The organism is Brevundimonas sp. FV1ye4L (assembly GCF_058681255.1).
This window is the reverse complement of sequence record NZ_CM178734.1, coordinates 1346360-1368038: the sequence shown is the minus strand read 5'-3', so window position 1 is coordinate 1368038 and position 21679 is coordinate 1346360. Positions and strand designations below refer to the sequence as shown.

Genomic DNA, 21679 nt, shown 5'->3' with positions numbered 1-21679 from the left:
AAGGCCGGACCCGCGCAGGGGGCGCATCTCCCCCGTCAAGACGCTCGGAACGGGTCGCATGAGGCGGCAGCGGGCGTCGGGGATGAGCAAGATGAAACTGAAAACCCTGATCCTCTCAGCCGTCGCCGCCGCCGCCTTCGCCGCGCCGGCCCTCGCGCAGAGCCCCGCCGCCTGGGAAATGCCCAAGAAGGGCGACTGGATCATCACCGGCCGTGTGACCGACGTCTTCTCCGACGCCGACAACGCCATCACCACCGCCGCCGGCGTCGATTCCGGCCTGAAGGTCGATGTGGGCGACAGCGTCATGCCGACTCTGGGCTTCACCTATTTCCTGACCGACCATCTGGCGGTCGAGGCGATCCTGGGCACGACCAAGCATGAGATCCGCGCCCAAGGCGGAACGACCGACGTCGCGGTTCACGAAACTTGGGTCCTGCCGCCGGTCGTGACCCTGCAATATCGCCCGCTGACCGAGGGGCGGTTCAGCCCCTACGTCGGCGCGGGCATCAACTACATGCTGTTCTATAGCGGCGAGGACAAGAACGGCTTCACCGTCGATCTGGACGACGGCTTCGGCTACGCCCTGCAGGCGGGCGCCGATATCGGCATTCAGGGGCCGTGGAGCCTGAATGTGGACGTCAAGAAGGTCTGGTTCAACACCGACGCGGACGTCAACAACGGCGCACTGAAGAGCGATGTGGATCTGGACCCGTGGGTCGTTTCTGTGGGGGTAGGCCGTAAGTTCTAAGAAAAATCGACATCGGAAAATGCGTTCGAAATGGAAGCCCCGCCGGTTCGCCGGCGGGGCTTTCGCTCGTTTGCAGAGGCGCTCGACAAAACCCGCGCCGCGCCCTAGGCGGGGTGCGACCGCCTGTCGCGGCGCAATCTGGGGATTCTCGCATGCCTTCCGGTCTGATCGCCCTGCTCGACGATGTGGCGGGGATCGCCAAGATGGCGGCGGCCTCGATCGACGACGTGGGGGCGGCGGCGGGCAAGGCCTCGACCAAGGCCGCGGGCGTGGTGGTGGACGATGCGGCGGTGACGCCGCGCTATGTCACCGGCCTGTCGCCCAGCCGCGAACTGCCGATCATCGGCAAGATCGCCCTGGGGTCGTTCCGCAACAAGCTGATCTTCATCCTGCCAGCAGCGCTGTTGCTGAGCGCCTTCGCCCCCTGGGCCATTACGCCGATCCTGATGTGCGGCGGGGCCTATCTGTGTTTCGAGGGCGCCGAGAAGCTGATGGAGGCCTTCGGTCATGGCGGCCATGAAGAAGAGGCCTCCGCCGAGGGCGATCCTGCGTCGCTGGAAAAGGCGACGGTGGCCGGGGCTGTGCGGACCGACCTGATCCTGTCGGCCGAGATCATGGCCATCGCCCTGGCCGACGTCTCGACCCAGCCGATCGTGACCCAGGCGGCGATACTGGCCGTGGTGGGCGTCGCCATGACCGTCGCCGTCTATGGCGTCGTGGGCCTGATCGTGAAGATGGACGACATCGGCCTGCATCTGGCCGAGCGTCCCAATGGCGGCGTGCGCGCCCTGGGTCGCGGCCTGGTCAAGGGCATGCCGGTGGTCATGAGCGCCCTGTCGGTCATCGGCACGGCGGCGATGCTGTGGGTCGGCGGCGGCATTCTGGTTCACGGCACGCATACGCTGGGCCTGCACTGGCCGGCGGAGCCGCTGGAACATCTGGCCCATGCGGTCGGGGCGGCGACGGGGCCTCTTCACGGCGTGGTCAGCTGGCTGGTGACGGCGTTCGGGTCAGCCATCATCGGCGTGATCGTGGGCGGGGTGATCGCCGTACTGGTTCATCAACTGGGGCGGTTGCGGTCCAAGCCCGCCCACTGACGCCGCCAGCGCGCCGGCTGTCATGCGTTTGCCATCGCCGGCCCGTACAGCGCCAAGCCTGTAATCGGAGTATGCTCATGTCCCTGTCGCGCATCACGGTCGCCGCCCTGGCCGCCCTTTCATTGGGAAGCGCCGCCGTTCCGGTGATGGCGCAGCAGGCTGCGGTTCCGCAAACCGCCCGCGCGGCCCTGACGCCGCCGAAGCTGATCGTGACCATCGTGGTGGACCAGTTCAGCGCCAATCTGTTCGACCAGTATCGCGGCCGCTACACCGGCGGCCTGCGCCGAATGGCGGATCAGGGGCTGGTGTCGATCAACGGCTATCAGACCCATGGCCTGACCGAGACCTGCCCGGGCCATTCGACGGTTCTGACCGGCATGCACCCGACCGAGACCGGCATTCCGGCCAATGACTGGATCGACGGCAAAACCGGCAAGGAAGTCTATTGCCTGGCCGCCCCGGCCAACCATCTGGCCCACGGACGCGACGATACCGACAATGGTCCAGTCGGCCCGGAACAGCTGCGCGCCACGACCCTGGGCGACTGGTTGAAGGCCGTCAGCCCGCAGAGCAGGGTCGTCGCCGTGTCCGGCAAGGACCGGGGCGCGATCAACCTGGCCGGCCATCAGGGCCAGGCCTTCTGGTTTACCGAGGGCTTCGGCCTGACCACCTATGTCGAACCGGGCGAGACGGCGCAGGCTAAACTGGCGCCGGTCGCGGGCTTCAATCGGGATTTCAAGGCCTGGATGAGCGCCACCCCGGTCGCCTGGGACTACGCCCATGACCAGTGCCGGGCGCTGGCCGGCGACTGGACCATTCGAGGCCAGACCTTTCACTCGACCCTGCCGCCCGCAGGACTGAAGTTCGACACCTCGCCGCTGCTGGACGAACAGACGCTGAAGGCCGCCGAATATCTGCTCGACAGCCAGAAGCTGGGGCAGGGGGCGGCGACCGACATGCTGGGCGTCAGCCTGTCGGCGACGGACCGGATCGGCCATATGTACGGCACCCAAGGACCGGAGATGTGCGAACAGATGCTGCGGTTGGACGCGGCCCTGGGCGAGTTCCTGGATCGGCTGGCCCAGGTTCCCGGGGGCGCCCTGGTGGTGCTGACGGCCGACCACGGCGGTTCGGACTTCGTCGAACGGCTGCACGACCACGGCTATCCCCACGCCCGCCGCGCCGATCTGGCCGCGATCCAGGGCGTGAACGACTCGCTGAAGGCCCGGTTCAACCTGACCGCCGATCCGCTGCAGGCCGGCGGCAGCGGCCTGATGGTCGCCGACGCCCAGCATCGGTCGCTGCCCGACCCGCTGCGGACCCAGGTGGCCGAGGCGGCGGTGGAGATGCTGCGCGTCCTGCCGGACGTGGCCTTCGCGGAGACCCGCGACCGGCTGTTGGCGGAGCCCCTGCCGGACAGCCGCCAACCAGAGATGATGAGTCTGCGCGAGCGGATGCGCCTGTCGACGGTGGCGGAGCGGTCGCCGGACATCCAGTTCGCCTGGGCCCAGAACGTCACGGCCGGCGGTCGGGTCGGTTCGACCCTGGCCGGGCATGGCACGCCGTGGGAGTATGACCGCCGGGTGCCGATCCTGTTCTGGTGGCCCGGCGCGACCGGCGAAGAGCGGTTCCTGCCGATCCGCACCATCGACATCGCCCCGACCCTGGCGCATGTGATGGGGGTGGCGGCGCCCAAGGTTGAGGGCCGTTGCATCGACCTGAACGGCTTCGCTGTGGCCGATTGTCCGGCGACGGAGACGACGCCGGCGCGATAAACTCCTGTTTCGCACCCGTAAACTCATGTTTCCCAGCGGGGGCGTGGCCTTACGTCGGGACAGTTTCATCGGCAGAAGGGGGCAAATCGTCCTAGGCTAGAGTTCTCGAAGCCGGGCGACCCAGAAACGAACAGGAAGCGTCCCCCATGAACAGAGCCCGCCGCGCCCGCATCGTCGCGACCCTGGGGCCTGCAAGCCGCGCCCCCGGCACGGTCAAGGCCCTGGCCCAGGCGGGGGTGGACGTCTTCCGTCTGAACTTCAGCCACGGCACGCATGAAGATCACGCCGCCGCCCTGAAGGCCGTGCGCGGGGCCGAGATGGCGCTTCAGCGGCCGCTGGGCGTGCTGGCCGACCTGCAAGGGCCCAAGCTGCGGCTGGGGCGGTTCAAGGATGTCGAGATCGCGGTCAAGCCGGGTCACAAGATGCGGTTCGACCTGGACCCGACGCCCGGCGACGAGACACGGGTGCAGATGCCGCACCCCGAAATCTTCAAGGCCCTGCGCACCGGCATGCTGCTGCTGCTGGACGACGGGCGGGTGCGGCTGCGGGTCAATGACCGGACTGATGACTGGGCCGATGTGACGGTCGAGAGCGGCTCCAAACTGTCGGACCGCAAGGGCGTCGCCGTGCCTGAAGCCGTCATCCCCGTCTCGGCCCTGACCCCCAAGGACCGCGAGGACCTGGCCTTCGCCCTGCGCCAGGGCGTGGACTGGGTGGCGCTCAGCTTCGTGCAGAAGCCCGAGGACATGGCCGAGCTGAAGCGGATCGTGAACGGCCAGGCGGCGTGTCTGGCCAAGATCGAGAAGCCGGCGGCTCTGGCTGATCTGGAAGCGATTCTCGACTATTGCGACGGGGTCATGGTGGCGCGCGGCGACCTGGGCGTCGAACTGGACCCCGAGGACGTGCCGGTGGCGCAGAAGCAGATCGTCCGCGCGGCCCGTAATCGCGGCGTGCCGGTGATCGTGGCGACCCAGATGCTGGAGTCGATGACCAGCGCCCCGTCGCCGACCCGCGCCGAGGCCACCGACGTGGCCAATGCGGTCTATGAGGGGGCGGACGCCCTTATGCTGTCGGCCGAGACGGCCTCGGGCGACTATCCGCTGGAGTCCGTCGAGATCATGAGCCGGATCATCGAACGGGTCGAACGCGATCCGATGTGGCCCAAGCTGATGGGCGCCGAGCACGCCGGCATGGACGAGCATGACGTCGACGCCCTGGTCGGGGCGGCGGCTATGGCGGCCAGCGCGCCGTCGACGGGCTGTCTGGTGGTCTACACCACCCTGGGCGGCACCGCCCGGCGCATGGCGCGCGAGCGGCCGCTGAAGCCGATCCTGGTGCTCACGCCCAATGCGAACACGGCGCGTCGGCTGGCCCTGGTCTGGGGTCTGGAGCCGCGTCTGGGCGACCAGCCCTCGTCGCTTGAGGACGTCACCGACGACGCCGTCAACGGGGCGGTCAAATATGGCCTGGCCGAGCCGGGGCAGCGGATCCTGATCCTGGCCGGCACGCCGTTCGGGGCCCCCGGCGCGGCCAATCTGCTGCGTCTGGCCCATGCCCCGGCGGCCAAGGCGGCGCCCCGAAAGAAGAGCTGAAGCCGCGCCAAGGCTAAGCCTCTGGCTTAGCCGGACGATCCGGCTACTGTATGCGGATGAATCGGCGGTCCGCATGATCAAATATATCGGCTCCAAACGCGCCCTTCTGGGGCATGTGACCGGCGCCGTGGCGGGGGTGTTGCCGCAGGGCGGGCGGGTCTGCGATCTGTTTTCGGGCACGGCGCGGGTCGGTCATGCGCTGAAGAAACAGGGGTTTCAGGTCTGGTCGAACGACCACAACGCCTACGCCCACACCCTGGCGACCGCCTATGTCCAGGCGGATCGCGAGCGCTGGGTCGAGCGGGCCGAGGCGGTGCTGGCCGAACTGCGGACGGTTGCGCCGCAAGCCGGCTGGTTCACCCAGGCCTTCTGCCACGACGCCCGCTATTTCCATCCCGACAATGGCGCGCGGATCGACGCTATGCGCGACCGGATCGAGGCCATGGGGCTGGAGCCCGAGCTGAAGGCGGTCGTCCTGGTCAGTCTGATGGAGGCGGCGGATCGGGTCGATTCCACGGCCGGAGTGCAGATGGCCTATATGAAGCAGTGGGCCCCGCGGGCGCTGAAGCCGTTGGAGCTGCGGCTGCCCGACCTGCTGCCGTCGGTCGGGGCGCCGTGCCGGGCGACGCAGGGCGACGCCGTCGAAATGGCCGAACAGGTGGAGGCGGACCTGGTCTATCTGGACCCACCCTATAACCAGCATTCCTACCTGGCCAATTACCACTGCTGGGAAAGCCTGGTGCTGTGGGACCGGCCCGAGACCTATGGGATCGCCAACAAGCGGGTGGATGTGAAGACCCGCAAGAGCGCCTTCAACAGCCGGCCCGGCATCGGCCCGGCCCTGCGCGCGGTGGTCGAGCGGATCAAGGCGCCGAACCTGATCGTCAGCTTCAACGACGAGGGCTATCTGAGCCGGGCGGACCTGGTCGAGATGCTGTCGTCGCGCGGCCATGTCCAGGTGGTCGAGATCGCCCATCCCCGCTACGTCGGCGCCCGCATCGGCATCCATAATCCGCAAGGGGTGAAGGTGGGGCAGGTGGGGCGGTTGCGGAACGTCGAACATCTGTTCGTGGTCACGGACCGGCCAGTCGAACTGCCCGTCGCCGCCTGACGTCAGGTCAGCTTGCGTCGGGAACCCGACTCGGCGGGCGCCGTTGATCAACCATGCAACCGCCCGTCACACACACCGGAATTCCCGCTCGCGAAGAGGATTATCGCGTGCGCCCGGCAGCCGAGCCCAAGTCGTGGGTGTCGGATCAGCCAGTTGAGGCGCTGGGGGCGGACGCTGCGGCCTGGCCTGATAAGGGTGCGCGGCTGTACACCCACAATGTGGAACACTTCGCTCGCGCTGAAGCGGCGCCGCTGGAGGTGGCGGAACCTGACGTCGAGCCCACGGTGAGCCCCCCGCCCCATTGGATGATCATGATCGCCGGCGCCGCCGTCGCCGCCCTGATGGGGGCGCTGCTCGGCGGGTTCATGCATATCTGAGGGCGCGCTACGTATCGAGCGTGTCGTCAGTAAGACAGGGCGGCGCGCCATCCGTTTTCAGTCAGGTCGGGCTGATCGTTAGCAAATGCGGGGTCGAAACCTATTTCCCAGGGGAATAGCCCGGCGCGATCAGGCCAGACAATCTGAAGACAGGGAAAGTCGTCCTTGCCGTAAAACCAAAGGCTAGAGCCAAGGTATTCGGTATAGAATCGCTTCGCGACGGGAAACACATAGGCGGGCAGGTTGCCGAAAACGCGGTCAGTGCGTGTACTGAGTTTCAGAGGGTGACCGTCTCGCGCGTCGCGGAAAAGATCCCAGAAAATGTCATGCGCCGTTTTGGAGGGCAAGCCGAACATGATAACTTCCGGCTGGCTGGTGGTAAGCCAGTACCCTGTGGAATATGAAAAGCTGGGGCCTTGTTCGTCCCCGGAGACGCTTGTGTTGAACCAGCCGTGCTTGCGGACATTATCGACAAAGTCCCGTTCATAGCTGTTGAGTGCGTCACGCGATGCGTCGAGCGCCGTTCTCATGTTCTTTCCAAAAGGGTTCGGATCGGCGCCCAGCTACGCCGATGGGCGGGACAGGGGCCTAGGCTTTTTAGCGCGGCCTGGTGGACGGGCGCGTTGTAGCCCTTGTGCCCGGCGAAACCATAGCCGGGGTATTGGGCGTCCAGTTGGATCATCAGTCGATCCCGCGCCGTCTTGGCCAGGATGGACGCGGCCGCGATCGACAGGGACAGGCCGTCGCCGCCCACCACGGTCTGGATCTCGCACGGCAGTTTGAAACGATAGTTGCCGTCCACCAGGGCCGCAACCGGCTGGACCTGCAAGGCCTCGATGGCGCGGCACATGGCCAGGCCGGTGGCGTGCAGGATATTCAGTTCCTCGATCTCCTCCACCGACGCAAACCCGACGCCCCAGGCGACGGCGCGGGCCTTGATCTCGGGCTCCAGGGCGGCGCGGCGCTTTTCGGTCAGGGCCTTGGAGTCGTCGATGCCCGGCGGCAGGTCGTCGGGGTTCAGGATCACCGCCGCCGCCGACACCGGCCCCGCCCACGGCCCGCGCCCCGCCTCGTCCACGCCGCAGACGGGGCCGTTGACGCGCTGGATCAGCACGGTCTCGAGCGCGAGGGTGGGGAAGGCTTTCGGATTGGCGGGGGCTTTAGCCATGGCCCGCCATCGCACGAACCTGGGCGTGACGGAAGACGAGTCGGTCAGCCTAGGTCGGCGCTTCGGACTTCCAACAGTCTCGCAGAGCCCGCGATGAGCGGTTCGTGAACTCCAGCACCGGCCCGGAGAAGGCGGTGACTTCAATCCAATTGTGGGCTTGGGACCCGTGACCCCAAACCCAACGCCTCGAGGACACGGACGGGATCATCATTGGCCGCTCTCCAGAGGAAGATACGGGTGCATCAATCTTCACGGGCAGTTCATTGAACTCTGCCATCACGCTCGCGACGCTTGGGCAGTCATCGCCGGATGCCCAAGCAACATCGCCGGTGCTCAGCTGACGACGGACCCACGTTTGCCGTCCTTCGCCCGAACTCACCAAGTAAACGTCGTATCGCGTGATCCCATTGCCATCGGACTCCGCCCAACCCGTCCGCGTCGATGACGTGCCGGTCGCTGTCAGTATCGGGGATATCTCCAAATCCTGATATTCAGGATGAGGACCAAGAAGCACGGCGGAGAGCAAGATCTCGATCATGAACGAGATCTTGCCGCGAGCGGTGAAGTTGTCCAGCGGAATCTCGGCAGCGAAACCATTGCGCTTGGAAGCCCTCCGATGTCTGGGGAATCTTCTGCTCGGCGCCTAAGGACCCTAAGGGTCGATCCCGTAAATCGCTCAACTTCTGGATCCAGACCTTGGTATCAAAGGCTCATCGCCCGCACTTCCCCATGACGGAAGCAGGTCGTCTGGTGGTCGTTGACCATGCCCACGGCCTGCATGAAGGCATAGACGATGACCGGGCCGCAGAAGTTGAAGCCGCGCTTTTTCAGGGCCTTGGCCATGGCGACGGACTGTTCGGTCTGGGTCGGGGCCTGGCGGAAGTCGGCGAAGGGGGTGTGGATCGGTTCGCCGCCGACGAAGGACCAGAGCCATTCGGAGAAGTCTTCGCCGTTGTCGCGCATCTCAAGCCAGATCTGGGCGCCGCGGATGGCGGCGTTGATCTTGGCGCGCGAGCGGATGATGCGGGCGTCGCCCAGCAGGCGCTGGATGTCGGCTTCGTCGTAGCGGGCGACGATCTCGGGGTCGAAGCCGTCGAAGGCGTCGCGGATGCCTTCGCGTTTGCGCAGGATGGTGATCCAGGCGAGGCCGGCCTGGAAGCCGTCGAGGACCAGCTTCTCCCACAGGGCGCGGGGGTCGCGCTCCGGCACGCCCCATTCGGTGTCGTGATAGGCGATGTAGAGCGGGTCGGTGGTTCCGCACCAGCCGCAGCGGCCCGAGGCGTGTGAGTCGGTCATGTGGCGATGTTGCTGGTTTGTTCGAGTGTGTCCAGTTCCCTCTCCCGCCGGGAGAGGGCTTGAGCGCCCGAGAGCGTAGCGATCGGTCTCGCGCGAAAGGGTGAGGGGGAGGTGGTGCGAGTTGGCCCACCGCTGGACCCCTCATCCGGCCCTTCGGGCCACCTTCTCCCGCAAGGGGAGAAGGAAAGCCGTGGCGCCTCAGTCCCTGACCAGGCCCCCATCGACCACCAGGTTCTGACCGGTCACCGCACGGCTCCATGGCGAGGCGAAGAAGAGGGCGGCGTCGGCGAATTCCTCCGGCGTCGTGACCGACCGCAGCGGGGTCATGCCGGCGATCAGATCGAAGACCGCGTCCGGCGTGGCGGCGCTGGCGTCGGTGGTGCGCAGCAGGCCGCCGGAGACCATGTTGACGGTGATCCCGTCGGGCCCGAGGTCGCCGGCCGCGGTGCGGGTCAGGGACAGGAGCGCGGCCTTGGCGGCGGTATAGTCGTGATAGGGCACGACCGGGTTCTGGAACAGGTTGGTGCCGATGTTGATGACGCGGCCGAAATTGCCGGCGGCCATGCCCGGCGCCGTGGCCTGGATGGTGTTCAGGGCGCCGCGCACGACGGTCGAGAACTGGGCCGCGAGATCGTCCCAAGCGATGTCGGTCATCTGAGACCGGGCGTCGCCGTTGAAGCTGTAGTCCAGGGCGTTGTTGACGACGGTGGTGATCGGGGCCCCGAAATGGGCCTGTGCGGCGGCGACCAGGGCGTCGACGGCGGCGCGGTCGGTCACGTCAGCCTGGAGGGCGATGGCGCGGTCGCCGATCTCGGCCGCCAGGGCGGTCGCGGCCTCGCCGCTGGCGCGCCAGTTGATCACCACGCGGGCGCCTTCGCGCGCGAAAGCGCGGACGGCGGCCGCGCCGACGCCGCGCGCGCCGCCGGTGACGAGGACGATCTGGTCTGCGATCTTCATGTGAGGGTCTCAGTCTGTTGGGGAGGGAAGGACGTCCTGACCCATCCAGGCGGGTTTGCGCAAGCGCACGGGGCGGCCCTCGACCGTCAGGTCGCCGTCGAGACGGTCGATGCGCAGCAGGGCCATTGCTGAACCGTCGCGGCCCGACAGCACCTCGCCCGCGCGCAGTTCGCCCTTCAGCACCTCGGCGCCGAAGGGGGGCGGGGGGGCGTCGAAGTCCAGGGGCAGCATGCGGTTCTTGATCGAGCCCCGCCGTTTCATCCGCGAGGTGGTCTCCTGGCCGACGAAACAACCTTTTTGGAAGTCGATGCCGTTCAGCAGGTCGAAATCGGCCTCGATCGGATAGGTCTTGTCCTGGGGGGCGTCGGCGGTCGGATCGGGGACGCCGACCGACAGGCGGTGGGCGTCATAGTCGGCCTCGGTCGCGTCCGCAGCCGCTTCGCCGTACAGGCGGCCGCCCATCAGGGGCGTGCGGGGGTCGGGAATGAAGCCGGCGGGCGCATCCGGCCAGGCGGCGAAGACCGGGCGGTCGTCGGCGGCGACCTGGACCTTGGCGCGGAGCTTGTACATCGACAGCCGCTGGATCAGGGCGTCGCGGCGGTCGGCGGCCACGTCCAGCAGGACGCCCTCGGCCTCGCCCAGGATGAACAGGTCGAACAGCAGCCGGCCGGGCGGGGACAGCAGGGCGCCGAACCGCAGTTCGCCGTCGCCCAGCGTCTCCACATCCTGGGTCAGCAGATTGTGCAGGAAGGGCCTGGCCTCCTCGCCCGTGACGGAGATGAGGGCGCGGGAGGAGAGGCGGGCGATGGGCATGGCGCCAAGATAGGGACGCGGACCCCTGGGCTCCAGACCTGTTGTCGCCGCAAGTCGTCAGTGCGGCGTTCGGGCCTGGATGAAGGCGGCCACATCCTCGACCACGCCCGGCGCAAGGGGCAGGTCGGGGTTGGAATAGGCGGCGATGTTTGCGGCCCGGTCGGCGGGGGCGGTCTTCAGCACATGATTGACGCCATCCCACAGTTTCAGCGTCGCCTGCGGATCGGCGGCGGCCAGGGCCTGGGCGTCCGCGACGCCAACCTGGATGTCGGTGGTCCCCTGGCCGATGAAGACGGGGCCGCCGTAAGCGGCGATCAGGGCGGCGGGGTCCAGAGGCAGCCAGGAGATCAGATAGGGCTGGACCGACGGACGGAACAGGGCGGCCAGGGCGGGCGGCGTATCGGCGACGGTGCGGCCGGCCTCCAGTTCGGTCAGGGCGGAAAAGGCCTGGGTCTTCATCGGTTCCGGTAGGGCGGCCAACTGTTCGCGGATGACCGCGCCCGCCGGACGGCCGGCGCCGGACAGCAGGACCAGGCCGCAGACTTTGCTGGATTCGAGGCCGTCGCCGCCTTCGACGGCCTTCAGGGCGATAAGGGCGCCCTCGCTGTGGCCGATCAGCCAGGCGCAGGGCTTGCCGGCGCGGCCGGCGGCCTCGGCGGCCCAGGCGCGGGCGTCGGCGACATAGGCGTCAAAGCGCAGATCGAACTCATCTCCTCCGGCCCCCGCGCTCTGGCCTACGCCCCGCTTGTCGATGCGAAGAGTGGCGATTCCCTGCGCCGCCAGCCCGTCCGCCAGCAGGCGGTAGGTCGAAGCTGAGACGCCCATGGGGCTGTTCCCATCCCGATCCGTCGGGCCGGAGCCGGGCAGGATGACCCCGACGGCGCTCGCATTCTCGGGCGTCAGCAGGGTTCCGTGAAGCGGCGCGGGTTGGGCGGGCAGGGCGATCTCGGTCGAGACCGGGCCGGCGAGCAGGGCGAGGGCGAGGCTGAACATGGCGGTCTCCTTGACGGGGCGGATCGGGTTCAGAAGGGCTGGCGGTCGGGATCGCTGCGCCAGACGCGCCAGCTCTCGAACACCGAGAGGGCGGCGACGATCAGGGCGGCGATGAGCAGGGACAGGGCGCCCAGCGGCTGGGGCGCAAGCGGCGCGGCGATAAGGCCGGCGAGGCCCAGCAGGAAGAACAGTCGCCCGGCGAGCCTGTTGGAGCGGTCCCAGGCCAGGCGGCTTTTGTAGCTCCAGGGCGTGCGGACCCCGACCACCGGATTGGGCGCGGTCCGGCCGAGGAAGGCGCCCAGGACCAGAAGGATCAGCGACACGCCCGCCATGGTCACGACCGGCCCGGTCTCGGTGGTGGCGTTGCCCAGGCCTGTCCAGCTGATCAGCAGGCCGATGGCGGCGAAGACGAAAAGGCTTATGCCTTGGCCGATCCGCAAGGAACGGCCGCGCGAGGCGTCGCCTTCAGACACGGCGCGCAGGGCGCCCAGGCCCAGTCCGGCTGTGGCGATGAAGCCGATCAGGGTCATGCCGCCGAGGAAGGTCGCGAACTCGACCCGGTTGCCCCAGCGATCAACCTGAAACTCGCTGTTCCAGTGCATCGGCATCGGCGTGGTCGGGCCGTTGAAGCCGATATGCAGGGCGAAGGCCGCCTGGATCGCGAAGACGGCGAGGGTCAGATAGTCGAGCAGCGACAGGCGGTCCTTCATCGACGCGGCTCCTTTGCGGCGTCGGGCATGACCTCGGCGGCGGCGCCCGTGCCGACGATGTCCATCAGAAAGGCCATGGCCTCTTCGACCGCGGAGATTTCCAGTCGGTAGCGAATAGTCTGGCCCTCGCGCTCGGGACTGACGAGACCGGCTTCCTTCAGGGCGTTGAGGTGGCCGGTGATCGTCGGCCAGCTCATGTCGAAGCCGGCGGCGATGTCGCCGGAGGCCAAAGGACCGGCGCGCAGCATGGCGATGATGCGACGGCGCACCGGATGCGACAGGGCTTTGAACAGGGTGTTCATAGGAAAGATCCTAATTAGGGGATGGGCTAATTGCAAGAGAGGGTGCGGCAAGACGCGCGGAGGCGAGACAAGGTGCGCCATTGCAAGGCAATCGCATCAAGGCGTATGAGCCGCCTCTTCCTTGATCTTGAGAATATTTTGCAAACCATGGCTCGCTCGACCCGCCGTCTCGCCTGCGCCGCCAGCCTGCTGGCCCTCACTGTCGCCACGCCCGCCCTGGCCCAGCAGGCGGCGACTGCGCCCGCCGAGCTGGACGAGATCGTCGTCACCGGCTCGCAAGTGCGGCTGACCAGCGTGGCGGCCGGCGGGCAGGTGGCCACGGGCGGGCGGGTCGGTCTGCTGGGCAATATGGATGTGATGGACACGCCCTATTCGACCAGCAACTACACCGAGAAACTGATCCGCGATCAGCAGGCGCGCGGCATCGGCGACGTGCTGCAGAACGATCCGACGGTGCGGGTGTCCAAGGGGTTCGGCAATTTCCAGGAGCTGTATGTGATCCGGGGCTTCCCGGTCTTCTCGGACGACATGAGCTACAACGGCCTGTACGGCGTGCTGCCGCGCCAGTTCGTGGCGGCCGAACTGATCGAGCGGGTCGAGGTGTTTCGCGGCGCCAGCGCCTTTCTGAACGGCGCCGCGCCGGGCGGGACGGGCGTGGGCGGGGCCTTCAACCTGACGCCCAAACGCGCCGGCGAACCCCTGACGCGCCTGACCGCCGGGGTGTCGGGCAATGACGAGATCTACGCCGCCGCCGATCTGGCCCGTCGCTTCGGGGCCGAGGAAGAATGGGGCGCGCGCCTGAACCTGGTCAGCCGCGACGGCGAGGGCTCGGTGGAGAACGAGAACGGCCAGCTGCGCGTGATCGGCCTGGGCGTCGACCGCCGGGGCGACCGCGCCCGCTTCTCGGCCGACCTGGGCTGGCAGGACCATCGCATCGACGCGCCGCGTCCGACCGTCACGCCTTCCGGCGGGGTTCCCGAGGCGCCCTCCGCCGACAAGAACTTCGCCCAGCCCTGGACCTATACCGATGAGGAACAGCTGTTCGGCGCCGCGCGCGGCGAGTTTGACATCACCGACAGCGTCACCGCCTGGGCGGCCTTCGGCGGGCGTCAGGGCAAGGAAGACAATGTCCTGGCCAACCCGACCGCCCAGGCCGACGGAACCCTGAGCGCCTATCGGTTCGACAATGTGCGCGAGGACACGGTCTGGTCGGGCGACGTCGGGATGCGCGCCGACGTGACTACGGGCCCGGTGGAGCACCGTCTGGTGGTGTCGGCCTCTCAGGTGCAGTCGAAGTCCAGGAACGCCTACGCCTTCTCGAACTTCTCGGGCTTCGCCAGCGACCTGTACAATCCCGTCTTCGTCGCCGCCCCGACCCCGGACTTCTTCGTCGGCGGCGATCTGGATGATCCCAACGTGACGGAGCGGGTCCGCAACTCTTCGGTCGCCGTGGCCGACCGCCTGTCGTTCCTGAACGGCCGGTTGCTGGCGACGGTCGGCGTCCGCTATCAGGAGATCAAGACCGGCTCCTACGACTACAACACCGCCGCCGGGCTCTCGTCCTATTCCAGCGACGCGACCACGCCGGCCTTCGCCCTGGTCTACAAGCCCAGCGACAAGATCTCGCTGTACGCCAACTATGCTGAGGCCCTTGTGCCCGGCACGACGGCGCCGGCGGTGGTCAATGGCGTGACGGTCGAGAACGCCGGCGAGGTCCTGTCGCCCTTCCGCGCCGAACAGGCCGAGGTCGGCGCCAAGTATGACGCCGGGTCGTTCGGCGGTACGCTGAGCGTCTTCCGCACCACCCTGCCGAGCGCCTATTTCGATCCCGACACCGCCGTCTACTCCGACGGCGGCGAGCAGGAGAACCAGGGCGTCGAACTGACCGTCTATGGCGAGCCGGTCGCCGGCCTGCGCCTGATCGGCGGCGCGACCTGGTTGGAGGCCGAGATCAACCGCTCGCTGACCGCCGCGAACGCGGGCAAATCCGCCATCGGCGTGCCGGACTTCCAGATCAACGCCAATGTCGAATGGGACGTGCCGATGGTCAGCGGCCTGACGCTGGAGGGCCGTGCGGTCCATACCGGCGCGCAGCCCGCCAATGCGACCAACACGCTGGAGCTGGAAGAATGGACCCGGTTCGACGCCGGCCTGCGCTACGCCTTCGTCGCCGGCGGCAAGGATCTGACGGTGCGGGCGCGGGTCGAGAACCTCGCGGACGAGGACCAGTGGGTCGCCGTCGGGGGCTATCCGGGTTCGAACTATTTGACCCTGGGCGCGCCGCGCACCTTCCGCCTGTCGGTCTCGGCGGAATTCTGATCGGATGAAGACGCGGACCATCCGCGCCTGGTCCTGGACGCACAAATGGTCGAGCCTGGTCTCCACGCTCTTCCTGCTGATGCTGTGCGTCACGGGCCTGCCGCTAGTCTTTTCCCATGAGATCGAAGAGGTCCTGCTGGAGCAGGCGTGGACGCCGGCCAATCCGGGCGGACCGCTGCTGAGCCTGGACGAAGTGCTGGCCGCAGGCCTGGCGCTTCACCCGGGCGAGGTCCCCGCCTTCATGAGCTTCGACGAGGACCGGCCGGTGGTGAACGTCACCAGCGTGGATCCGAACGGCCCGTCCGGCGCCTACAGCTTCGAGCCGATCGACCAGACCAGCGGCGCGGTCGCCCCGCCGGTGGCCGGCCATCCGGTCATGGAGTTCCTGCTCCAGCTGCACACCGACATGTTCCTGGGCCTGCCGGGCATGCTGTTCCTGGGCCTGATGGGTCTGATGCTGATCGTGGCCGTGGTGTCGGGGGTGGTGCTGTACGCCCCCTTCATGCGGCGGCTGCCGTTCGGCACGGTGCGCGCGGCCAAGTCGGCGCGGACGCGGTGGCTGGACTATCACAACCTGCTGGGCGTGGTGACCGTGGCCTGGCTGTTGGTGGTCGGTGCGACGGGCGTCGTCAACACCCTGGCCACGCCGATCCTGGCCTATTGGAAGAACACGGCGCTGAAGGAACTGACCGTCGCCTATGACGCCCCGGCTCCGACCGGCGAGCGGGCCTCGCTGGATGCGGCGGTGGAGCGGGCGAAACAGGCCCTGCCGGGCATGACGCTGCAATTCGTCGCCTTCCCGGGCACCGACTATTCGACCGATCACCACTATGCCGTCTTCTTCCACGGCGACACGCCGCTGACGGCCCATCTGACCACGCCGGCCCTGATCGACGCCCGGACCGGGGAGCTGGCCGCCGTCGCCCCCACGCCCTGGTATGTGAAGGCCCTGTCGTTGTCGCAGCCGCTTCACTTCGGCGATTATGGCGGGCTGGGGCTGAAAATCCTTTGGGCGCTGCTGGACCTGGCGACCATCGCCATCCTGGGGTCCGGCCTCTACCTCTGGCTGGTCAAGGCGCGGCGGAAACCGGCATGAGCCGCAAGGACCTGAATCTGTGGGCCATCTTCGGCGCGCCCGTCGCGGTCTTCGTGCTGAGCCTGACGGGGCTGATCGGCGCCCTGCTGGGGGACGGCGTCTGGGATGCGGTCTTTTCGATCCTGCTGGCCTCGACCGTGATCGTCACCGTCTGGGCCTTGATCCGACGCCGACGCTGACCGTCGTCAGATCGAGAAGCTGACGCCGCAGCCGCAGCTGGAGGCGGCGTTGGGGTTGCGGACCACGAACTGGGCGCCGGCCAGTTCGTCGACATAGGCGATCTCGGAATTCTTCAGGAAGGGGACCGAGACGGGGTCGATCAGGGCGGTCTGGCCGTCGGCCTGGATTCGCAGGTCGTCGTCCTCGGCCGTCTCGACCAGTTCGAGCCGGTACTGGAAGCCCGAACAGCCGCCGCCATCGACGGCGACGCGCAGCATCAGGGTCTTGCCCTCTGCCGCGCCCAGTTTCGCCAGGCGTTTGGCGGCGCTGGCGGCCAGGACTATGCCTTCCGGCGCGCGCGTGGCGACGCTGAAGGCGGGTGTGGACGGTTCTGTGGATTGGACGGTGCTCACGGCTGTCTATATGAGGCGCGCAAGGGCGTTCGCAAAGGGCCGCCCGCATCAAAGCAGCCTCAAAGTTGATGACTTGAGCCATATGCCTCTCGCCCACTACGCCGAACGCGCCGATCTGACCAAGGGGCGCCGCTTCTTCGAGCCGCCCAGCCGGACCCGCACGGCATTCGCGCGCGACCGCGACCGCATTATCCATGCGACGGCTTTTCGCCGCCTGAAGGAGAAGACCCAGGTCTTCGTCGCGCATGAGGGCGATCACTACCGCACCCGCCTGACCCATTCGCTGGAGGTGGCTCAGATCGCGCGGTCGCTGGCCCATGCGCTGAGGCTGGACGACGATCTGGCCGAGACGGTCGCCCTGGCCCACGATCTGGGCCATCCGCCCTTCGCCCATGCGGGCGAGGACGAACTGGTCATCCAGATGGCCGACCACGGCGGCTTCGACCACAATGTCCAGAGCTTCCGCGTGGTGACCGAGCTGGAGAACCGCTATCCGCAGTTCGACGGGCTGAACCTGAGCTGGGAGACGGTCGAGGGCGTCATCAAGCACAATGGCCCGGTGTCGCACCGGCTGGACGAGCCGGCCTGGTCGGTGGTGCGGCCTTACCGGACGGGCGGGGAGGCGGGCTGGGATCTGCGCCTGGGCACCTTCGCCTCGCTGGAGGCCCAGTGCGCCGCCATCGCCGACGACATCGCCTACAACAACCACGATGTGGACGACGGGGTGCAGGCGGGGCTGATCACCCTGCAAGACCTCGATCAGGTGCCGCTGATCGGACCCATGCTGGCCGAGGTGCGGCGCGACTGGCCGGCCATCGACGACCGGATGCTTAGGATCGAGGCCGTGCGGCGGATGATCGGCGTCATGGTCGAGGACGTCCTGGCCGAGACGGCGCGGCGGCTGGAGGAGGACCGGATCGGTTCGACCGAGGACGTGCGCACGGCGACGCGGACCATGGTGGACTTCTCACGGTCGATGCATGCGGACCTGGCCATTCTGCGCAAATTCCTGTTCGAGCGGATGTATCGCCACTACCGGGTCAACCGGACGCGCAGCCAGGCGCGACGGGTGCTGTCGCAACTGTTCGAACTGTTCATGGCCGAGCCGGAGGTGATGCCGCCGGAGTGGGGCGTGCCCGCCGCGACCGACGACCGGACGGCCCGGGCTCGGGCCGTGTGCGACTATATCGCCGGGATGACCGACCGCTACGCGATAGAAGTCCACCAGAAACTGTTCAGCCTCGACCTGGCGCTCGATCTGTGATTCGAAAGACCGCGGCGGGGCGTTAGACTAACCGTTCGACGCGCCGATTCGCTGCGTCGGACAGAACGGCGGAGCGCGACCATGTCTTTTGATGACGACAACCGACCCGGCCAGGGCGCCTATACGCCCCCGACCGACGATGACCTGCCGTTCCGTCGCAACTCCTATGATCCGCGCGCCGGCGGTGGCGGCGGTCGCAATGTCGGGTCGGGCGGGGGCAAGTCGCCGCCCGTGACCCTGATCGTCAGCGCCGTGATCCTGCTGGTGCTGATCATCGCCGTGATCTTCTTCTACCGGTCCGGCATGCGCGCCTCGACCGACGCGCCGCCCGCCGTGGGTCAGCCCGTCGGCGAGATGAAGACCGCCGCGCCGGTCGACGCCCAGCCGGTCGATCCGGCCGCAGGCGTCCGCGTCTATCGCGACGAGGCCGAGACCACCGACGCCCCCGTGACCTTCACCCCGCCGCCCGAGGCGCCCCAGCCGCGTCCGGCCGCGCCCCCGACCGCCGCTCCGACCGGCCAGGGCCTGCCGCCGGCCGCCCCCGCGCCCCGTCCCGCCGCCCCGGCGCCCAAGGCCGAGGCCCCGACGCCCGCCGCTCCGGCCGCGACAGCCCCCGCCGCCGCCAGCGGTTCGGCCTCGGTCCAGATCGGCGCCTTCTCCTCGACCGAGATCGCCGACCGGGAATACGCCGCCGTCGCCGGCCGCTTCGGCCAATATGCGTCGGGCGCCGAGAAGCGCGTGACCGAGGTGACCTCGTCCAGCGGCTCGACCCTGTACCGCACCACCTTCACGGGCCTGTCGCGCGAGCGGGCGGTCGCCTTCTGCAACGCCCTGAAGGCCGCTGGGCGGGATTGCATCGTTCGGTGACTTCCGCCGCCATTTACGGCTGCGCAGGCCACCGGCTGACGGAGGATGAACGCGCCTTCTTCGCCGAGGCGCGGCCGTGGGGCTTCGTGCTGTTCCGGCGCAACATCGACAGCCCGGAACAGGTGCGGGCCCTGACGGAAGAGCTGCGCGCCGCGATCGGCGACGCCGGCGCGCCGATCCTGATCGACCAGGAAGGTGGGCGGGTTCAGCGGATGGGGCCGCCTCACTGGCCCAAATACCCGCCGGGCAATGCCTATCTGAAGGCGACGAATGACCCGATGGAGGCGCGCGAATTGGCGCGGCTGGGCGCGCGGCTGATGGCGCATGATCTGCGCGAGGTCGGGATCAATGTCGATCTGCTGCCGGTGCTGGACGTGCCGGTGCCCGGGTCCCACGACATCGTCGGCGACCGCGCCTATGGCCAGGATCCGGCCACGGTCGCCCTGCTGGGTCGTGCGGCGGCGGAGGGCCTGCTGGCCGGCGGGGTCCTGCCCTGTATCAAACATATGCCGGGCCACGGCCGAGCCTTCGCCGACAGCCATAAGGATCTGCCGACGGTCCACGCCGATTTCGACACGCTCGACGCCTGGGACTTCGCGCCCTTCAAGGCGCTGTCGGACATGCCCTGGGCCATGACGGCGCACATCGTCTTCACCGCCGTCGACAAGAAGCGCCCGGCGACCCAGTCGAAGAAGGCGATCAAGATGATGCGGGGGCATCTTGGTTTTTCTGGCCTGATCATGAGCGACGATCTGTCGATGCAGGCTCTGAGGGGATCCCTGGGCGAGCGGGCGCATCAATCCTTGAAAGCGGGCTGCGACGTGGTGCTCCACTGCAACGGCGACCTGGCCGAGATGCAGGCCGTGGCCGAGGCGACAGGCAAGCTGAAGGGCAAGGCGAAGGCCAGGGCCGAGGCGGCGATGGCGCGGATCGTCCGTGTTCCGGAGCCCCTCGATCCGGTCGCGGGGCACGAACGTTTCTTCCGGGCGATGGCCGGCAAGATGGACGCGGCGAAAGGACCGGACGTGGGGGAGGCGCAGGCGTGAGAGAGGCGTTTCAGCCGAACCTCGACTTCAACGCTGAGGAGGTCGAGGAACGCGAAGCCTTCGTCGTCGATCTGGACGGCTATGAGGGGCCGCTGCACGTCCTGCTGGCCCTGGCTCGGACGCAGAAGGTCGATCTGCTGAAACTGTCGATCACCCGGCTGGCGGAACAGTATCTGGCCTTCGTGCACGAGGCGCGGCGGCGCAACTTCGCCCTGGCGGCCGACTATCTCGTAATGGCGTCCTGGCTGGCCTATCTGAAGTCCCGCCTGCTGCTGCCGCGCACCGAAAAGGACAAGGGCGAGGAGCCGCCGGCCGAGGCCATGGCCGCCGCCCTGGCCTTCCGGCTGCAGAAGCTGGAGGCCATGCGCAAGGCGGTGGACCAGCTTTTGGCCCGGCCCCAGCTGAAGCGCGACGTCTTCACCCGCGGCGACCCCGAGGCGACGGTGATCGTTCCGTCCGACCGGATCGACGCCAGCCTGTATGACCTGATGAGCGCCTATGTGACCCAGCGCCGGCGCGAGGAGTCGCGGCGCTATTCGCCCGGCCAGCGGGTCGAGGCCTTTCCGCTGGAGGCGGCGCGCGACTGGCTGCGCGAGATCATGCCCCGTCTGGCGGATTGGACCCCGCTGGATCAGGTAGCGCCCCATCGCGACGACGCGGACGGTCCCAGCCAGGCCAGCTATACGGCCTCGACCCTGTCGGCCAGCCTGGAGCTGGTGAAGGAGGGCGCCATGGACATTCGCCAGACGGCGCCGTTCGCGGACCTGTATCTGAAGCGGCGGGGAGAAGGGCATCCGCTGGAGCTGACGTCGTGATGCGCGGATTGACGAGGGCCCATGTCTGACCTCTCCTTCCAACCCGACGATGGCGAGATCGAGCGCCGGGTCGAGGCCCTGCTGTTCGCCGCCGCCGGTCCGCTGAGCGCCGGCGAGATCGCCGCCCGCCTGCCGGAAAACGCCGACGTCGCCCGCGCCCTGTCGGGCCTGCGCGCCCGGTACGAAGGGCGGGGCGTCGAGCTGGACTGCGTCGCCGACCGCTGGCGGTTCCGGACGGCGACGGACCTGGCCTTCATGATGACCGAGGAGCGCGAGGAGCCGCGCCGACTGTCCCGGGCGGCGCTCGAGACCCTGGCCATCATCGCCTACCACCAGCCCGTCACCCGCGCCGAGATCGAAAGCGTGCGCGGCGTCACTCTGTCTAAGGGCACCCTGGACCTGTTGCTGGAGATGGGTTTCGTGCGGCTGCGCGGTCGTCGGCGCACGCCCGGGCGGCCCGTCACCTACGCCACCGCCGACCGGTTCCTGGAACATTTCGGGCTGGCCAGTCTGTATGATCTGCCGGGGGTGCAGGAGATGAAGGCCGCCGGGCTGCTGGATCTGTCGCTGCCCGTGGGCTTCGAACTGCCTGATCCGGGCCGCACCGACGCCACCGAGGATGAGGGGCCCGTCATGGACGACGACGCGCCCGAGTTCGCCCAGGACTTCGTCGGCGACTAGGGGCGATTAGGGGGAAGCCCCTATAGCTCCATTAACGAGGGTCTAGCGCATACCGCCGTTAGCTTGCGGCAGTATACGGG

The 21679-nt window shown here is 68.1% G+C and carries 22 protein-coding genes and 1 pseudogene; 14 read left to right on the top strand and 9 right to left on the bottom strand.

Translation table 11 applies throughout. The annotated features are described in order from the left end of the window. Positions 1–82 precede the first annotated feature (82 nt). The 6 genes from ACW17X_RS06605 (at position 83) to ACW17X_RS06580 (ending at position 6700) form a co-directional block, all read left to right on the top strand. Positions 83–748, top strand: a complete 666-nt coding sequence (locus ACW17X_RS06605) for an OmpW/AlkL family protein (protein ID WP_492100180.1) — start codon at positions 83–85, stop codon at positions 746–748. A 152-nt stretch (positions 749–900) separates the two neighbouring features. Next, on the top strand, positions 901–1845 hold the full coding sequence (locus ACW17X_RS06600; RefSeq protein WP_492100179.1) for a DUF808 domain-containing protein: 945 nt from the start codon (positions 901–903) through the stop codon (positions 1843–1845). 77 nt (positions 1846–1922) lie between these two features. Then, entirely contained in the window at positions 1923–3620 is a 1698-nt protein-coding gene (locus tag ACW17X_RS06595) for an alkaline phosphatase family protein (protein ID WP_492100178.1), read from the top strand. Positions 3621–3766: 146 nt separating this feature from the next. Beyond that, entirely contained in the window at positions 3767–5212 is a 1446-nt protein-coding gene (gene pyk / locus ACW17X_RS06590) for a pyruvate kinase (protein ID WP_492100177.1), read from the top strand. Between the two features lie 73 nt (positions 5213–5285). Beyond that, the gene (locus tag ACW17X_RS06585) at positions 5286–6323 is read left to right on the top strand and encodes a DNA adenine methylase (RefSeq protein WP_492100176.1); all 1038 of its coding nucleotides are present in this window, start codon (positions 5286–5288) and stop codon (positions 6321–6323) included. Between the two features lie 107 nt (positions 6324–6430). Next, positions 6431–6700, top strand: a complete 270-nt coding sequence (locus ACW17X_RS06580) for a hypothetical protein (RefSeq protein WP_492100175.1) — start codon at positions 6431–6433, stop codon at positions 6698–6700. A gap of 26 nt (positions 6701–6726) precedes the next feature. Here ACW17X_RS06580 and ACW17X_RS06575 read toward each other — a convergent pair whose 3' ends face one another. From ACW17X_RS06575 to ACW17X_RS06540, 8 genes are all read right to left on the bottom strand, one after another. Next, positions 6727–7230, bottom strand: coding sequence for a DUF4262 domain-containing protein (locus tag ACW17X_RS06575; RefSeq protein ID WP_492100174.1), 504 nt, complete (start codon positions 7228–7230; stop codon positions 6727–6729). Continuing rightward, positions 7227–7868: a ribonuclease HII gene (rnhB, locus tag ACW17X_RS06570; RefSeq protein WP_492100173.1), complete on the bottom strand. Its 642-nt coding sequence runs from the start codon at positions 7866–7868 to the stop codon at positions 7227–7229. Before rnhB ends, ACW17X_RS06575 begins: the two co-directional genes overlap by 4 nt. Positions 7869–8570: 702 nt before the next feature. Continuing rightward, the gene (locus ACW17X_RS06565) at positions 8571–9164 is read right to left on the bottom strand and encodes a DNA-3-methyladenine glycosylase I (RefSeq protein ID WP_492100172.1); all 594 of its coding nucleotides are present in this window, start codon (positions 9162–9164) and stop codon (positions 8571–8573) included. Between the two features lie 198 nt (positions 9165–9362). Then, positions 9363–10121, bottom strand: coding sequence for a 3-oxoacyl-ACP reductase (locus tag ACW17X_RS06560; protein ID WP_492100171.1), 759 nt, complete (start codon positions 10119–10121; stop codon positions 9363–9365). A 9-nt stretch (positions 10122–10130) separates the two neighbouring features. After that, a complete protein-coding gene (ygfZ, locus tag ACW17X_RS06555; RefSeq protein WP_492100170.1) occupies positions 10131–10934 on the bottom strand; it encodes a CAF17-like 4Fe-4S cluster assembly/insertion protein YgfZ in 804 nt (267 codons plus the stop codon). A 57-nt stretch (positions 10935–10991) separates the two neighbouring features. Next, positions 10992–11927, bottom strand: coding sequence for an alpha/beta hydrolase (locus ACW17X_RS06550; protein WP_492100169.1), 936 nt, complete (start codon positions 11925–11927; stop codon positions 10992–10994). A gap of 29 nt (positions 11928–11956) precedes the next feature. After that, on the bottom strand, positions 11957–12637 hold the full coding sequence (locus tag ACW17X_RS06545; protein WP_492100168.1) for an SdpI family protein: 681 nt from the start codon (positions 12635–12637) through the stop codon (positions 11957–11959). Continuing rightward, positions 12634–12939, bottom strand: a complete 306-nt coding sequence (locus ACW17X_RS06540; RefSeq protein WP_492100167.1) for a metalloregulator ArsR/SmtB family transcription factor — start codon at positions 12937–12939, stop codon at positions 12634–12636. Before ACW17X_RS06540 ends, ACW17X_RS06545 begins: the two co-directional genes overlap by 4 nt. Before the next feature lie 147 nt (positions 12940–13086). Between ACW17X_RS06540 and ACW17X_RS06535 the strand changes: the two genes are divergently transcribed. The 3 genes and pseudogenes from ACW17X_RS06535 to ACW17X_RS06525 all read left to right on the top strand — a co-directional run bounded on the left by ACW17X_RS06535 (position 13087) and on the right by ACW17X_RS06525 (position 16533). After that, complete coding sequence (locus ACW17X_RS06535; protein WP_492100166.1) at positions 13087–15258, top strand: TonB-dependent receptor; 2172 nt, start codon at positions 13087–13089, stop codon at positions 15256–15258. Further along, positions 15168–16354, top strand: a pseudogene (locus ACW17X_RS06530) (PepSY-associated TM helix domain-containing protein). The gene ACW17X_RS06535 and the pseudogene ACW17X_RS06530 overlap by 91 nt, the downstream one beginning before the upstream one ends. Continuing rightward, positions 16351–16533 carry a hypothetical protein gene (locus ACW17X_RS06525; protein WP_492100165.1) on the top strand — a complete coding sequence of 61 codons (183 nt, stop codon included), beginning with the start codon at positions 16351–16353 and terminating at the stop codon, positions 16531–16533. The pseudogene ACW17X_RS06530 and the gene ACW17X_RS06525 overlap by 4 nt, the downstream one beginning before the upstream one ends. Positions 16534–16539: 6 nt before the next feature. On the opposite strand, the gene erpA is transcribed toward ACW17X_RS06525, so the two are convergent. After that, a complete protein-coding gene (gene erpA, locus ACW17X_RS06520) occupies positions 16540–16857 on the bottom strand; it encodes an iron-sulfur cluster insertion protein ErpA (RefSeq protein ID WP_492100442.1) in 318 nt (105 codons plus the stop codon). A gap of 151 nt (positions 16858–17008) precedes the next feature. Between erpA and ACW17X_RS06515 the strand changes: the two genes are divergently transcribed. From ACW17X_RS06515 to scpB, 5 genes are all read left to right on the top strand, one after another. Further along, on the top strand, positions 17009–18190 hold the full coding sequence (locus tag ACW17X_RS06515; RefSeq protein ID WP_492100441.1) for a deoxyguanosinetriphosphate triphosphohydrolase: 1182 nt from the start codon (positions 17009–17011) through the stop codon (positions 18188–18190). 81 nt (positions 18191–18271) lie between these two features. Next, positions 18272–19057 carry an SPOR domain-containing protein gene (locus ACW17X_RS06510; protein ID WP_492100164.1) on the top strand — a complete coding sequence of 262 codons (786 nt, stop codon included), beginning with the start codon at positions 18272–18274 and terminating at the stop codon, positions 19055–19057. Then, positions 19054–20103, top strand: a complete 1050-nt coding sequence (gene nagZ, locus ACW17X_RS06505) for a beta-N-acetylhexosaminidase (protein WP_492100163.1) — start codon at positions 19054–19056, stop codon at positions 20101–20103. The genes ACW17X_RS06510 and nagZ overlap by 4 nt, the downstream gene beginning before the upstream one ends. Then, positions 20100–20918 (top strand): segregation and condensation protein A, encoded by an 819-nt coding sequence (locus tag ACW17X_RS06500; RefSeq protein ID WP_492100162.1) that lies wholly within the window; start codon positions 20100–20102, stop codon positions 20916–20918. The genes nagZ and ACW17X_RS06500 overlap by 4 nt, the downstream gene beginning before the upstream one ends. Positions 20919–20939: 21 nt before the next feature. Beyond that, entirely contained in the window at positions 20940–21599 is a 660-nt protein-coding gene (gene scpB / locus ACW17X_RS06495; protein WP_492100161.1) for an SMC-Scp complex subunit ScpB, read from the top strand. Positions 21600–21679 lie beyond the last annotated feature (80 nt).

Bases quoted from the DNA above. Each gene is read 5' to 3' on its own strand.
- ygfZ (WP_492100170.1), bottom strand. From the start codon at position 10,934: ATGCCCATCGCCCGCCTCTCCTCCCGCGCCCTCATCTCCGTCACGGGC.
- ACW17X_RS06585 (WP_492100176.1), top strand. From the start codon at position 5,286: ATGATCAAATATATCGGCTCCAAACGCGCCCTTCTGGGGCATGTGACC.
- ACW17X_RS06575 (WP_492100174.1), bottom strand. From the start codon at position 7,230: ATGAGAACGGCGCTCGACGCATCGCGTGACGCACTCAACAGCTATGAA.
- rnhB (WP_492100173.1), bottom strand. From the start codon at position 7,868: ATGGCTAAAGCCCCCGCCAATCCGAAAGCCTTCCCCACCCTCGCGCTC.
- ACW17X_RS06605 (WP_492100180.1), top strand. From the start codon at position 83: ATGAGCAAGATGAAACTGAAAACCCTGATCCTCTCAGCCGTCGCCGCC.
- ACW17X_RS06595 (WP_492100178.1), top strand. From the start codon at position 1,923: ATGTCCCTGTCGCGCATCACGGTCGCCGCCCTGGCCGCCCTTTCATTG.
- ACW17X_RS06565 (WP_492100172.1), bottom strand. From the start codon at position 9,164: ATGACCGACTCACACGCCTCGGGCCGCTGCGGCTGGTGCGGAACCACC.
- ACW17X_RS06535 (WP_492100166.1), top strand. From the start codon at position 13,087: ATGGCTCGCTCGACCCGCCGTCTCGCCTGCGCCGCCAGCCTGCTGGCC.
- ACW17X_RS06540 (WP_492100167.1), bottom strand. From the start codon at position 12,939: ATGAACACCCTGTTCAAAGCCCTGTCGCATCCGGTGCGCCGTCGCATC.
- ACW17X_RS06560 (WP_492100171.1), bottom strand. From the start codon at position 10,121: ATGAAGATCGCAGACCAGATCGTCCTCGTCACCGGCGGCGCGCGCGGC.
- ACW17X_RS06510 (WP_492100164.1), top strand. From the start codon at position 18,272: ATGTCTTTTGATGACGACAACCGACCCGGCCAGGGCGCCTATACGCCC.
- ACW17X_RS06525 (WP_492100165.1), top strand. From the start codon at position 16,351: ATGAGCCGCAAGGACCTGAATCTGTGGGCCATCTTCGGCGCGCCCGTC.
- scpB (WP_492100161.1), top strand. From the start codon at position 20,940: ATGTCTGACCTCTCCTTCCAACCCGACGATGGCGAGATCGAGCGCCGG.
- pyk (WP_492100177.1), top strand. From the start codon at position 3,767: ATGAACAGAGCCCGCCGCGCCCGCATCGTCGCGACCCTGGGGCCTGCA.
- ACW17X_RS06600 (WP_492100179.1), top strand. From the start codon at position 901: ATGCCTTCCGGTCTGATCGCCCTGCTCGACGATGTGGCGGGGATCGCC.
- ACW17X_RS06545 (WP_492100168.1), bottom strand. From the start codon at position 12,637: ATGAAGGACCGCCTGTCGCTGCTCGACTATCTGACCCTCGCCGTCTTC.
- ACW17X_RS06550 (WP_492100169.1), bottom strand. From the start codon at position 11,927: ATGTTCAGCCTCGCCCTCGCCCTGCTCGCCGGCCCGGTCTCGACCGAG.
- ACW17X_RS06515 (WP_492100441.1), top strand. From the start codon at position 17,009: ATGCCTCTCGCCCACTACGCCGAACGCGCCGATCTGACCAAGGGGCGC.